Genomic DNA, 13,904 nt, shown 5'->3' with positions numbered 1-13,904 from the left:
GAGCTAATCGGTGAAATCGAGGCTCCCGCGTCTTTCCGTGAAGCGCCAGCCCGCAGAAGTCCTGGCCAGTCGGTCATGATAGGAGCCGACCAGCGGCGGAGCCTTCTGTTCGAGGAACAGCAGGATCTGGCTGACTGCGCTCGCTGTCCCGTCGGCGGCCACATCGACCCGGATATTGGCGACGACATGGCGCGAGGCGCGCGCGGGGCGATCCTTGAACGCCGCCAGAATCGCCTCGCGTCCTTCGATGAAATCGTCTGGCGCGGTCGGGCGGCTCATGCGCCCTTCGTCGACATAGGTCGCAGCGACGGCGTCCCAGTCACCGGAATCGTTATCCGCCGCGTACTGGACCAGCAGGCGTTCGATCGCCCGCTCGTCCAGCATGCGTTGGATCGCGTCCATCGCCGTCGCCCTTACTGGTTGCGCCAGCTGGGGGCGTATTGCGTGCGCGCGACTTCCGAATAGGGCACGGCCGCGACCACGCCGGTGATCTTGACCTGCTTGTGCGGCTCGACCGTCGGCTTGCTGGTGCCGCCATCGGGCTCGCCCCAGACCAGCTCGATCTCGGTGCCGGGCTCGGCCACGCTTTCATCGACCATCGCCAGCGTCAGCATCTTGCCTTCATTGGCGGTGTAGCCGATCCAGGTGGAAAGGCCGACCAGTTGACCGTCCTTTTCGACCCGGTCGAACGGGTGCATGGAATAGACCGCGCTGGGGAGTTCCATGTACTTGGGCCGCAGTTCGCCCTTTCCGAACTGGCCGTAGATGACTTCCGAAACCGAGGCATCGTCGAGCGCGATGGTCACTTTCTTGCGGTGCGGCCCGGCGGCCATCTTTTCCAGCGCTTCGCGGCCGATGAAATCATGGTCGAACTTGACGAAGAAGCCATAGCCGAGGTCCCACGGGGTGAGGTAATAGCCTTCGACGCTGTCGGGCACATAGCTGCCACCGATCGAGCACTTGGCTTCATAGTCGTTGGCGGTCAGCCAGTCGCGGAAATCCTTCATCGAGTCGCCGGTGTAGATCGCCGGCAGCGGCGACGGGATCCAGCCCGATTCGAGCGTGTTGGAGGAATAGGTCCGGCCGCCGACCAGCTTCATGCCATGCGGTTTCCCGGCTTCGACCAGTGCGGAATGGACCGCTTCGTAGTCTTCCCACGGACCCATCAGCTCGTAGCCGGGCTGCCCGGCCATGCCATGGCGCAGCGCGTGGACCTGCTTGCCGCCAATGGTCATCCAGCACATGTTGAAGAACTTGAGATCGGGGGCAGGCGCGCCGGTGGCGGCCTCGATCACCTTGTTCGAGTTCGGCCCCTGCACCTGGAAGCGATAGTGGCGGCGGTTTTCCGGATCGGGCCGCGCGGCGGTGCGCTCGTCATAGGTGACAGTGACGTCTTCGTCGGTCTTTTCCGCATGGTAGCGGACCCAGTTGAGCGTGGGGGCGCGGCCGACCAGGTTGAAAGTGTTCTCGGCGAGGTAGAACAGGATCACGTCGCCGATGACATAGCCTTCGGGCGTGACCGGCACGAACTGCTTGGCCTTGTCGACAGTGAAACCCTTGAAGCTGTTGATGCCCAGTCGGTTGAGGAAAGCGAAGGCATCGCGGCCTTCCACCATCAGCTCAGCCATGTGGTAAGACTGGTTGAACAGCACGCAAGTTTCCATCCAGCCGCGCTGCTCGTCGCGCCAGTTGGAAAATTCCGCCGGAACGCCGGGATAGACATTGGGTCCGACCTGCTGGTTGCGCAGGAATTCGACGATATCGCCTTGTGCGGCGAGAATGCTGCTCAGATTTTCGGACATATTGCGTCCTTCTCCCAGTGATTCGGAGCTGAATGCTCCTTTGCCTCTTGTGTGGCACGCCTTTTGTAAGTAACACATACAAAAATCAAGACCCGTGATTCAGTGGCCGGGTCTTGTTTGGGGGAGATGATGAGCGAGATCGCAACCACGCATGTGGGCAGCCTTCCGCGCGGCGCCGATCTGGTGCCGTTGCTGCTCGCGCGCGACCACGGCGAGGCCTATGATGAAGCGGAATTCGATTCCGTCGTGACGGCCGCCATCAAGGCCGCCGTAGACAAACAGGTTGCAGCCGGTGTTTCGATCGTCAGCGATGGCGAATTGGGCAAGGTCGGCTACTCGACTTACATCACCGAGCGTCTTTCCGGCTTTGGCGGGGATGTACCGCGCAAGCCCGCACTCGATCTCGCTCCGCTCCCCGAATTCCGCAAGAAGCTGGCTGCTGTCATGGGTGATCAGGAATTCGTTCGTGCCGCCTGTGTCGACAAGGTCGAACTGGTCAACCTAGAGCCCGCACATGAAGACATTCGCCGGTTCAAGGCCGCGCTGGAAGGCCATGAGACCGATGCCTTCATGAACGCGGCATCGCCGGGCCTCATCACGGCATTCCAGCCCAACCAGTATTACAAGTCGCACGAAGCCTACCTGGCCGATCTCGTCGACGCGATGCGCCCGGAATACGAAGCGATTGCAGCCGCCGGGTTCAAGCTGCAGCTCGATTGCCCCGATCTCGCGATGAGCCGACACACTGGCTACCAGGATGCGAGCGACGAGGAATTCCGCACTATAGCGGCCGCCAATGTGGAAGCACTGAATGCTGCGACCGCGAATATCCCGGCCGAGCAGCTGCGCATGCATGTCTGCTGGGGCAATTACGAAGGCCCGCACGATTGCGACATCGCGCTAGAGAAGGTGATCGACATCGTCCTGGCCGCGCGACCTTCCACGATCCTGTTCGAAGGCGCCAACCCGCGCCATGAACATGAATGGAAGGTCTGGGCAGAAACCGACCTGCCGGAAGACAAGATCCTCGCGCCGGGTTTGATCGACACCTGCTCCAACTATGTCGAGCACCCTGAACTGATCGCCCAGCGCCTGGAACGCTTCATCGGCATTGTCGGAGCGGACCGGGTCATTGCGAGCACGGATTGCGGCTTCGGGACCTTCGCCGGTTACGGCAAGATCGATCCGCAGGTCACTTGGAAGAAATTGCAGGCATTACGAGAGGGGGCCGACATTGCAGCGAAGCGATGCGGCTAAATTTTAACCAGTGAGCTCCACGTTCAATTGGAGGCACATTCGGAGGATGAGGAAAGATGAGACTAACAGCTAGATCCCTTCTGGTCGGGTCAGCCACCTTGGCTCTGGCCATGGCCAGCCAACCTGCCCTGGCCCAGGATGGCGAGGGCGGCGATGCCGATACCTCGCGCACAGAAGGCAATACGATCATCGTGACGGCACAGTTCCGCGAGCAGAACCTGCAGGATACGCCGCTCGCGATTACTGCAGTCAACGCCGACCTGCTCGAAGCACGCGGCCAGACCAATATCGCCGAAGTCGCTTCGCAAGCGCCGAACGTGACGCTGGCGGCACAGAACCAGGAATATGGTTCAGGCCTGATCGCCTATATCCGCGGTATCGGCCAGAATGATCCGAACTTCGCGCTCGAACCCGGCGTCGGCATCTATATCGACGACGTCTATCTGCCGACGCTGACCGGTGCCTTGCTCGATCTCGCCGACGTGGAACGCGTCGAGGTCCTGCGCGGTCCGCAAGGTACGCTGGCCGGACGCAACTCGATCGGTGGCGCCATCAAGATCTATTCGGTCAAGCCACGCGGCGACAACACCGGTTCGCTGTCGCTGACCTATGGTTCCTTCAACCGGCTCGATGTCAAAGGCATGATGGATATCGGCCTGTCCGATACCCTCTCCATGCGCATTTCAGGCATCAGCCGTAATGAAGACGGATATATCAAGCGTCTCGACTACGCCCTGACTCACCCGGGCAGCAATGTCCCGACGCAGGCAGCAGGCGGCAAGGAAGTGCTCGGCACGCTCGGCGGCAAGGCCGAAGTGGCAGCCAAGATCGCCTTCAACTGGCAGCCGACAGACACGCTCGAGATCAATCTCTCTGGCGACTACACCCGCCAGCGCAACGAAGCCGGTGTTGCCACGCTGCTCTATGCCAACGCTTCGGGCTTCCTCAACGAAGATCCGACCCGTCCGTGGCTGGTCGGCACCGATGGCAACCCAGTGCCTTTCAACTGCCAGTTCGTCCCCTATGGGCAGAACAGCTGCGATACGCTGACCGGGTACGATCCGCGTTACGTCTCGTATGCCACCTTCCTGGATTCCTATCCGGGCGACTCCCAGTTCCCTTACAAGCCGCTCGCGCTCGATCCGCATTCGGACCTCGACAACTATGGCGTGTCGATGGTCATCGACCTCGAGCTCAGCAGCGCGCTGGCACTGAAGTCGATCAGCGCCTGGCGCGAGTACGAATCCGACTGGTCCTATGACTTGGACGGTTCGCCGCTGGCACCGAACATGCTCAACCAGAACCAGACCAACGAGCAGTGGTCACAGGAACTCCGGCTTAGCGGCGAGTTGGCCGATGGCCGCCTGAACTTCACGCTCGGCGGGTTCTACTTCACCTCCGACGGTTTCTACACCGGCCGCATCGACCTCGCTTATGCCGAGCTCGACTTCATCCACGGTCCGGACCCGACCCCGTCGGAAAGCAAGGCACTGTTCGCTACCGCCACGTTCGACGTCACTGACTCGTTCAGCCTGACGGGTGGTATCCGCCAGAGCTGGGACCAGAAGGACTATGCCTACGTCCGCACCAATCCGGATGGTTCTGCGATCCAGGGTCCGTGTGTGTTCTTCCTGCAGCTCGCAGGCGTCATTCCCGGCCCGCTCACCGCAGGCCCGACGGGCATCGGCAACCAGCCGAACTGCCTGCTGTTCGGGATCGATGGCACGACGGCTACCTTCAAGAACAGCCAGACCGACTGGCGCATCGCGGCGGACTACCGGGTCTCCGACGAGTTCCTGATCTACGGCCAGATCGCTACCGGCTACCGCGCCGGTGGTTTCAACCCGCGGCCGTTCTTCCCGAGCCAGGCAACGCCACATGTTCCGGAAACGATCACATCGTATGAAATCGGCTTTAAGTCCGACTTCTTCGATCGTCGGGCTCGCCTCAACGTCGCGGCGTTCTACTTCGATTACCAGGACATCGTCCTGCTCTCGACCTTCTGCGAAGACTTGCTGCCGCTGGGCCAGGCCTCGCCGTGTCTGCGTCCGACCAACGTCGGTTCCGCCAAGGTCAAGGGCCTCGAAGCAGAGCTTAGCCTGAACCCGGTCGATCCGCTGACGATCGATGCTTCGTTCAGCTATCTCGACTTCCAGTACAAGACGATCGACCCGAACGCCGGCACCGGCGTCGCCATCGACGACATCACGCCGTACACGCCGGAAGTGCAGTTCAGCTTCGGCATCCAGTACGACGTCTACGATGTCTGGGGCGGTGACCTGATGTTCCGCGTCGACGGTGTTTACCAGTCGAAGATCTACACCGAGGCCGGAAATGTCGACCAGCTGCTGGTGCCGAACAATGTTGCGGCGACCCCGCCGTTCAGCCTGTCCGGCGGTGGCGGCCCGATCCAGACACTGGTCGCCGACAATCGGATCGACGGCTACTTCCTCGCCAATGCCCGCATCGGCTGGGATTCCGCCGACGGCAACTGGGGCGTAGCGCTCGAAGTGCAGAACCTGCTCGACAAGTACTACCTGACCACCAAGGTGAACGACGCCTTTGCAGTGGGCACGGTTTACGGCTCGCCCGGCAAGCCGCGGACCTGGGCACTGACGGTCAAGCGTAACTTCTGATCGACATGACAATTGGCCGCCCCGGGACAATACGTTCCGGGGCGGCCTGCTTTTTGAAGCCATGGGCAACAGGCCGATTGACGAATGGCCTTGCCCCCGCAATTCTGGACCACGACGCGGCATTGACCGCTGGGAGAGGAACAGCACCGATGCGCCACCAATTGATCGCCGCCATTACTGCACTCGCACTCGCTGCCTGCAGCAGTGGACCTGAACGGAGCGACCCCGCCACTGAAGGTGTAACCGACGCGATGATCGCAGCCGCGCCGGATGCGGAGTGGTTGTCCTACGGCCGCGACTATGGCGAACAGCGCTTCTCGCCGCTGACGCAGATCAATGCCGAGAATGTCGGCGAACTGGGCCTGGCGTGGTCGTATGATCTCGACACTGCGCGCGGGCAGGAAGCGACGCCGATCATGCATGACGGCACGCTCTACATCACCAGCGCCTGGAGCAAGGTGTTTGCCTTCGATGCGGCGAGCGGTGAGCTGAAATGGAAATATGACCCCGAAGTTCCGCGCGATACGCTGGTCCGGGCCTGCTGCGATGCGGTCAACCGCGGCGTCGCGATCTATGGCGACCGGGTATTCGTCGCCACGCTCGACGGACGGCTGGTGGGGCTCGACCGCGAGACCGGCAAGGTCGACTGGGAAAAGACCGTCGTCCCCAACCAGGAAGACTACACCATCACCGGTGCGCCGCGGATCGCCAATGGACTGGTCCTGATCGGCAGCGGCGGGGCTGAGTACAAGGCGCGGGGCTACATAGCCGCCTATGACCATGGCACCGGCGAGGAAGTATGGAAGTTCTACACCGTTCCCGGCAACCCGGCCGACGGCTTCGAAAATGAAGCCATGGAGAAGGCCGCAGAAACATGGGGCGGCGAATGGTGGAAGCTGGGCGGTGGCGGCACCGTGTGGGATTCGATCACCTACGATCCCAAGACCAACCTCGTGCTGTTCGGCACCGGCAATGCCGAACCCTGGAACCCGGGTGCCAATGACCGCGGCAGCGGTGACAGCCTCTATACCGGCTCGATCGTCGCTGTGGACGCCGATACCGGCGAATACCGCTGGCACTTCCAGGAGACTCCGGAAGACCGCTGGGATTATGACAGCAACGCACAGATCACCCTTGCCGACCTCGAGATAGACGGGAAGCTGCGCCACGTGGCGCTGCATGCTCCCAAGAACGGCTACTTCTACGTTCTGGACGCCGAAACCGGCGAATTCCTGAGCGCTGGCAGCTTCGCACCGCAGAACTGGACCACCGGGATAGACCCGAAGACCGGCAAGCCCACCATCAATCCTGAAGCCCGCTACGAGAATTCAGGCGCGCCATGGATCGGCCTGCCCGGTGCCGGCGGCGCGCACAGCTGGCAACCGATGAGCTTCAGCCCAGATACCGGGTTGGTCTACATTCCGGTTAATCTCGCAGCCTTCCCCTTCATGGCTGACGACGAATGGGCGGAGAGTGACATCGGCTTCCAGACCGGCCAGGCTTCGGCTGCAGTCGCAATGCCTGCGATCAAGGAAGTGCAGCAGGAGATCCTGTCGGCCACCACCGGAGCGCTTGTCGCGTGGGACCCGGTGGCGCAGAAGGAAGCCTGGCGGGTCGACTATGTCGGCCCTTGGAACGGCGGCACGCTGGCCACCGCCGGCAACCTCGTGTTCCAGGGCGATGCCCGCGGTGACTTCGCCGCCTTCACCGCCGACAAGGGCAGCAAGCTGTGGAGCTTCAACGCCCAGTCCGGGGTAATCGCTGCTCCGATGACCTATTCGATCGATGGCGAACAATATGTCGCTGTCCTCGCCGGCTGGGGCGGGGTGTGGGATGTCGCCACCGGTATCTTGGCCAACAAGAGCGGCCCGATGCGCAACATCAGCCGCCTGCTGGTGTTCAAGCTCGGCGCCAAGGGCGAACTCGGCGCACCGCCGGCGCTGGCCGACATGGTGCTCGATCCGCCCGCCTTCACCGGGACCGAAGAACAGGTCAAGCTCGGCAGCACCCTCTACGGTCGCTACTGCTCGGTCTGCCACGGCGATGCAGCCGTGGCCGGGGCGCTCAATCCCGACTTGCGTCATTCGGCCACGCTGGGCTCAAGCGATGCGATCAAGGCCATCGTCATCGACGGCGCGCTGCAGCACAACGGCATGGTCTCCTTCGCGAAGGCGCTGCAGGCGGGCGATGCCGAAGCGATCCGGCAGTACCTGATCAAGCGCGCCAACGAGGACAAGGCGCTCGAAGGCAGCTAGCTGCCCGAATAGCCCGAAGCACAAAGAAAGGGCGCGGCCTCACGGTCGCGCCCTTTCCTTATTGCCGCACTGCCCCCTATGGCGCGATCAGTACCTTGCACTGGTCCGTTCGCGCCTTGAGCGCTTCGAACACATCCGGAGTCTCAGCAAGGCCAATGGTGCCGGTCACCAGCGCGGGCGGTTCGGCAGCGCCAGAGGCCAGCGCGTCGAGCGCCTCTTCATAATCGCTACGGGTGAAGAAGGCGCTGGTTACCAGCCGCACTTCCTTGCTCAGCATGGCGAAAGAATTGATGCTGTCAGGCCTTGTGCACAGGCCCAGCAGCAGGATCGTGCCTCGATTGCGGACCTGCTGCACGGCCTGGTCGATCAGGCCGGGAATGCCGACGCATTCGAACACGATGTCGGCCCCGCCGCCCAGCACCAGTGACGAGGCACCTGCCGGGTCCTGCGTATCGACGACGAAATCGTGCGCCCCCATTTCCAGCGCGCGCTCCATCTGATGCATGGCAACATCCTGCACCACCACCTGCGCCGCCCCCATCCGCCGGGCCCAGAATGCCACCGACAGGCCGATCGGGCCGGCACCCAGCACCAGCACGCGGTCGCCCTTGGCAAGCCCGCTCAATCGCACTCCGTGGAGCGCCACCGCCAGCGGTTCGATGATCGCGCCATCGGCCAGGCTGACGCCCTTGGGCAGGACGACGCACTGGTTAGGCCGTGTGACGGCATATTCTGCATAGCCCCCGCCCTGCAGCCCGAACCCTTCACACCATTGCACTTCGCCGCGGCGACAATGCTCGCAGGTGCCGCAGCTCATCAGCGGGATGACAGAGACAAGGTCGCCCTTGGAGAGGCCTTCCGCTCCCAGCCCAAGCTCGACCACTTCACCGGCAAACTCATGCCCGAAGACATCGCCGCATTGCGCGCCGAAGGCCTCGTCCTCGCTCATGTGCAGATCGCTTCCGCAAATGCCGCAACGGCCAACCTCGACCACGACTTCGCCTTCACCCGGCTCAGGATCAGGCAGGGTCTCGAACGCCAGCGGCTGGTGCAGCGCCTGGAAGACGGCGGCTTTCACTGCACCGCGCCCAGCGCCACGCCGCCATCGATCAGCAGGGTCGACCCGGTCATGAAGCTCGAAGCATCGCTGGCGAGATAGAGCGCCAGCGGCTTCATCTGGTACGTTTCGGCCATGCTGCCGAGCGGGATGGTCTTGTCGAAAGCGGCCTTCACCGCCGGGTCCTTCTTAGCCCAGCCGTCGCCGATATTGGTGACGAAGGGTCCCGGCGCGATCGCATTGACCCGGATCCGGTGTGCCGCCAGCTCCAGCGCCAACGCGCGGACCATATGCAGCACCCCGGCCTTGGCCGGATGATACGGCATCGGCACGATCGGCTCGAGGATCATGCCGGCGTTGGACGCGGTGGCGATGATCGAACCACCCTTTCCGCCCGCCTTCATCACCCGCGCGGCATGGCGCATGGTGTTGTAGGAACCGGTCAGGTTGATGGCGATCGAGCGATCCCACAGTGCATCGTCATAGGAATCGACTTGCCCATCGGGTACACGCTCGCCGGTTGGACTGACCCAACCCGGCCCTTCTCCAAGCCCCGCATTGGCGAAGCAGATGTCGAGCCCGCCGAAAGCCGCAGCATGGGCATCCACGGCGGCCCCGCAGGCTGCGCGATCGGTCACGTCGAGCACATTGCAGCGCACATCATGCCCTGCTGCCAGCAACCGCTCGGTCTCGCGCCGTACACCCTCGGCATCGATATCGGTCAGCGTCACCCGTGCCCCGGCCTCGGCCAGCACTTCGGCATAGGCAAGCCCGATGCCCGAAGCCGCCCCGGTGACGAAACCGCTGCGCCCGGCGATATCGAACTGCGCGAGTGTCCTGGCCGGCTCGCTCATACGACCGGCAGCACCGGCGCGGCGCTATTGGCGCTCTTCGCGAGCAGCTCGTCGAGCGGTGATGCCCCGGGGATCGGACGTTCGCCATTGGCTTCGCCCTTCATCAGCTGGGCGAGCTTCCGGCGGGCCTTGCCCCCGGCGACATCGGCCGGGATCGCGACCGGACGCATGGTGTCGATATCGCGATCACCGATAGCGGCCTGCTGGGCCTCGATCATGGGCTTGTCCTGGACCCCAAAGGCATAGTCGATCGAACCCTGCCAGAACGCATCGACTTCGGGATCGTCGATCGCGTGGTTGCGCACCACGGTCCAGTAATACAGCGTCCGCGTCGGCGAGACCGGGGTCAAATGGTGCCCGGTATAGACCCAGGCCCCGTCCTCGCGTGGCTTGCCGACCGGCGAGATCCCGACATCGAGCAAGAGGTGTGCGGGCGCATCCCAGCGCATATAGAGCCAGTGGTCGATCCTGTCGTCTGTGGTCATGCCCATCTGGCTTTCCATCAGCTGGCCCCACACCGGCGGCGGATCGCCATCGGGGCACCAGCGGTTGGCCCACACGGTCGAACCCTGCTCGATGGTCTCCAGCTTGCTGACGGTGATCGCCTCGCTCGACAGCGTGCCGTCATGCAGGAAATCGGCATGGGTCAGGTCGAGGAGGTTGTCCGTGATCAGCTGGTAGTTGGCCTGCACATCCATGAGCCCGTGCAGCGTCTTGAAACCCTTGGCGCTGTAGCAGCCGAAATCGGGGATCAGGCTCTCGTCGGCCTCGGCTTCGCCAGTCCAGACCCAGATCAGGCCAAATTTCTCGACCACGGGGTATTTGGGCACGCACATGGCCTTGGAGATGACCCCACCGTGGTGCGGGTTTTCGACGCAAGCGCCAGTCTCGCCGAACATCATGCCGTGATACATGCAGCGGACATTGTCACCTTCGCGCCGACCCAGGTGCAGCGGAGCGAAGCGGTGCGGACAGAGGTTGCCGATGGCGACAGGATCGCCGTTTTCCTTGCGGTAGAGCAGGACCGGGAGCTCGCAGATGGTCCGGGTTTCCAGCGCCTCACCGAGCTCGTGGCTCCAGCAGGCGACATACCAGGCGTTCTTCAGATACATGCTGGCCTCCTGCCGTTACAGATAGAGCTTCTCGTTGATCGGGATGCCCTGTTCCTTGCAGTAGCTTTCGTAGTGGTCGATGAACCACCACACGTCGGCGGTCATAGGGTTCTCGCCGTTCTCGTCGAAGAATTCGATCGGGCCCTGCATCCAGCCGAACAGCTTGCAGCCTTCCGGATGCTCGGTCACCAGCGTGTGGCTTTCGCCAGGAACCTCGAGGATCAGCCCGCCCGGCGTCGCGACCCAGTCGTATTCGAGATAGCGCACCGTGCCTTCGAGGCAGACCATGACGATAGTTCCGCGGTGCAAATGCGTGCCGATGGCAGCGGCTTCCTTGACCCACAGGATGTTGGAGAAGATCCCCTGCCGCACATCGAAGGCCAAATGCTTGATCGCGGCATTGTCGCCAAATGGGACCCAGGGGCTGTCGACGTCGGTCTGCGCATCGATATAGCGCCCGCCGGGGCTGAGCCGGTCCACCAGGTGCTTGTGTTCGAAACCCACGTCGACGATTTCCGCCAGCGCGGACGGGGGGGCTTTCATTTTGTCGGCCATTTCAGTTCTCCTCTATCCTTTTGAGCACTTGGTCAGCGGTCACGCCGCTGCCGGTTGCGCCCTTTTCTGCAAAACAAGCGGTGCGGTTTCTTTCAGGCCCAGTGCGACGATGCCGCTGACGAGGGCCAGCCCCATCAGGACCCACAGGAAGGTCGACAAGCCAAACGCATCGTTGAGCATCCCGGCGACCGGTGGCCCGAACACCCCGCCCAGCACTTCGCACGAACCCATCGCCAGCCCCAGCACCGTGGCATGATGGCGCGGTTCAAAGGTTTCGGATGGAATCGTCGCCATGAAGATCGGGAAGATGCCATTGACGGCCCAGCCGACGAAGAAGATCCCCGCCATGACCAGCGCCGAGCCTTCGAAATAGAGCGCTCCCAGGGGCCCGATCACCGACAGGAACGGCAAGGCCACCATCACAGGCTTGCGCCCGATGATGTCCGACAGGCCTGAAACAAGGAAACTGTAAAGCGCGGCCGCAATGCCCAGTGCGCCCATCACCCAGCTCATCGTCTCCGGGCTGTATCCTTTCCCCTGGACGAGGAAGAGCGGCATGAAGGCCCAGGTGATGACGAAATGCGCCACCATCAGCACGCCGACCACGACGCAGATCCACATGTTGCGGACCTTGAGCGCATCGAGGATCGGCAGCGCATCGGCGGCCTTGCCCGTGTCAGGCGTAGCCATCTCCGGCTCCTTCAGCAGGAACCATATCAGCGCCGCGCTGAGCAAACCCGGCAAAGCCGCGAGGTAAAACGCTTCGCGCCAGCTGAAGGTCGTGGCGAAAGCAACAAGCACAACCGGGGCAAGGAAGCTGCCCAGCAGGTTGGAACCAAGGTTCTGCGCCACGCCCTGCGCCAACCCGCGCCGGGCAGGATCGACTTCGCTTGCAACCATCGCATGGCTAATCGGCATCACTCCGCCTTCGGCCGCCCCCATCAGTAGCCGCGCGGCGAACAGGAACAGGAAGCTGGTGGCAAGGCCCGACATGACCGAACAGAGCGAGAAAGCAATGGTAGCGAGGATCAGCAGCAACTTGCGCTTGCCGAGGCTGTCCGACAGTTTGCCTACAAAGAACGCAGCGATCGCCCAGCTGAAGCTGAGACCGGCTGCGAGCAGGCCGATCTCGGTTTGCGAGAGCTGGAGCTCCGGTTCGACAAAAGGCATCAGCGCATTGAGCGCCTGCCGGTCGAAGAAGACGATCCCGAAGTTGAGGCTCAGCAGGAACACCAGCAGGAACTGGTAGCCGGGCGAATTGCGGCGCCAGTTGCCGTCTGCGGGGGCTGACCCGCTTCCAGTCTCCATCCAATCCTCCTCCCGCTCGCCTGCCTGCTTTGCAGTTGCATCGGCCAATCAAGATTGTATGTATTACTAACAATTTTTGGGGCGGAGTCTACGCACAACCGTGCGCGTGCCGCCCCGCTGGGCCAAATATCCGACAGGCGTCGAAGAACGCCATGCGGTATGCGGGCCATGGGAGAGGAAAGCGGATGCCGATCGACCTTGAAAAGATTCGCGCCATCGACGTGCATGTGCATGCCGAGGTCAGCTGTCACGATCCGGAAGACCCGGTGATGGGCAAGTTCTTCGATGCTGCCAGCGCCTATTTCAAGGCTCCGCGCGAGCGGCCCAAGATGCCCGAGATCGCCGAGCTTTATCGCGAGACCAACATCGCCTTCTGCATCTTCACGGTCGATTGCGAGAGCGGGATCGGGGCCAAGCGCGTCTCCAACTACGAAGTGGCCGAATTCGCCGCGAAGAACGACGACATCTGCATGGCCTTCGCCAGCATCGATCCGCACAAGGGCAAGTACGGCGCCCGCGAGGCGCGCGACCTGATTGAGAACTATGGCGTCAAGGGCTTCAAGTTCCACGGCATCATGCAGAACGCGCACCCGGCCGACCGCATGGGCTATCCGATCTACGAGGTGATCGCCGAATACGGCCTCCCCGCTATCTTCCACACCGGCCATTCGGGCATGGGCACGGGGATGCGCGGCGGCGGCGGCGTGCGGTTGAAGTATGGCCAGCCGATGCTCATCGACGACGTCGCGGTCGATTTCCCCGACATGAAGATCATCCTTGCCCACCCCAGCTGGCCATGGGTCGACGAGAGCCTGTCGATGGCGCTGCACAAGGACAATGTCTTCATCGACCTGTCGGGCTGGAGTCCGAAGTATTTCCAGCCGCAGATCATCCAGTATGCCAACACCCAGCTGCGTCACAAGATGATGTTCGGCAGTGACTTCCCGCTTATCCACCCGGACAAGTGGGTCAAGGCGGCCAAGGAAGTAGGCTTCAAGGACGAGGTCATGCCGCTGATCATGAAGGACAACGCCGCCAAGCTGCTCGGGCTGGCGTGATGGACTTCGC

General features: G+C 62.6%; 11 protein-coding genes. 4 read left to right on the top strand and 7 right to left on the bottom strand.

Annotated elements, in window-relative coordinates:
- Positions 1 to 3: 3 nt before the first annotated feature.
- Entirely contained in the window at positions 4 to 402 is a 399-nt protein-coding gene (locus QPW08_RS03210; RefSeq protein WP_284124304.1) for a nuclear transport factor 2 family protein, read from the bottom strand.
- 11 nt (positions 403 to 413) lie between these two features.
- A complete protein-coding gene (desA, locus tag QPW08_RS03205) occupies positions 414 to 1,802 on the bottom strand; it encodes a syringate O-demethylase (RefSeq protein WP_284124303.1) in 1,389 nt (462 codons plus the stop codon).
- A gap of 129 nt (positions 1,803 to 1,931) precedes the next feature.
- Here desA and QPW08_RS03200 point away from each other — a divergent pair, with 129 nt between their 5' ends.
- From QPW08_RS03200 to QPW08_RS03190, 3 genes are all read left to right on the top strand, one after another.
- A complete protein-coding gene (locus tag QPW08_RS03200) occupies positions 1,932 to 3,059 on the top strand; it encodes a cobalamin-independent methionine synthase II family protein (protein ID WP_284124302.1) in 1,128 nt (375 codons plus the stop codon).
- Between the two features lie 110 nt (positions 3,060 to 3,169).
- Entirely contained in the window at positions 3,170 to 5,695 is a 2,526-nt protein-coding gene (locus QPW08_RS03195; protein WP_284124301.1) for a TonB-dependent receptor, read from the top strand.
- Between the two features lie 149 nt (positions 5,696 to 5,844).
- Positions 5,845 to 7,950, top strand: a complete 2,106-nt coding sequence (locus QPW08_RS03190; protein ID WP_284124300.1) for a PQQ-dependent dehydrogenase, methanol/ethanol family — start codon at positions 5,845 to 5,847, stop codon at positions 7,948 to 7,950.
- 76 nt (positions 7,951 to 8,026) lie between these two features.
- Here QPW08_RS03190 and QPW08_RS03185 read toward each other — a convergent pair whose 3' ends face one another.
- From QPW08_RS03185 to QPW08_RS03165, 5 genes are read right to left on the bottom strand one after another with little or no spacing between them, the layout of a single operon-like run.
- The gene (locus QPW08_RS03185) at positions 8,027 to 9,028 is read right to left on the bottom strand and encodes an alcohol dehydrogenase catalytic domain-containing protein (RefSeq protein WP_284124299.1); all 1,002 of its coding nucleotides are present in this window, start codon (positions 9,026 to 9,028) and stop codon (positions 8,027 to 8,029) included.
- Positions 9,025 to 9,861 carry an SDR family NAD(P)-dependent oxidoreductase gene (locus QPW08_RS03180; protein ID WP_284124298.1) on the bottom strand — a complete coding sequence of 279 codons (837 nt, stop codon included), beginning with the start codon at positions 9,859 to 9,861 and terminating at the stop codon, positions 9,025 to 9,027. Before QPW08_RS03180 ends, QPW08_RS03185 begins: the two co-directional genes overlap by 4 nt.
- A complete protein-coding gene (locus QPW08_RS03175) occupies positions 9,858 to 10,973 on the bottom strand; it encodes an aromatic ring-hydroxylating dioxygenase subunit alpha (RefSeq protein WP_284124297.1) in 1,116 nt (371 codons plus the stop codon). The genes QPW08_RS03180 and QPW08_RS03175 overlap by 4 nt, the downstream gene beginning before the upstream one ends.
- Positions 10,974 to 10,988: 15 nt before the next feature.
- Positions 10,989 to 11,528 carry a 2,4'-dihydroxyacetophenone dioxygenase family protein gene (locus tag QPW08_RS03170; RefSeq protein ID WP_284124296.1) on the bottom strand — a complete coding sequence of 180 codons (540 nt, stop codon included), beginning with the start codon at positions 11,526 to 11,528 and terminating at the stop codon, positions 10,989 to 10,991.
- Between the two features lie 39 nt (positions 11,529 to 11,567).
- On the bottom strand, positions 11,568 to 12,836 hold the full coding sequence (locus tag QPW08_RS03165; RefSeq protein ID WP_284124295.1) for an MFS transporter: 1,269 nt from the start codon (positions 12,834 to 12,836) through the stop codon (positions 11,568 to 11,570).
- Between the two features lie 185 nt (positions 12,837 to 13,021).
- Between QPW08_RS03165 and QPW08_RS03160 the strand changes: the two genes are divergently transcribed.
- Positions 13,022 to 13,894, top strand: a complete 873-nt coding sequence (locus QPW08_RS03160; RefSeq protein WP_284124294.1) for an amidohydrolase family protein — start codon at positions 13,022 to 13,024, stop codon at positions 13,892 to 13,894.
- Positions 13,895 to 13,904 lie beyond the last annotated feature (10 nt).

The organism is Parerythrobacter aestuarii (assembly GCF_030140925.1).
GTDB lineage: Bacteria > Pseudomonadota > Alphaproteobacteria > Sphingomonadales > Sphingomonadaceae > Parerythrobacter > Parerythrobacter aestuarii.
This window is presented reverse-complemented; position numbering and strand designations above follow the sequence as displayed.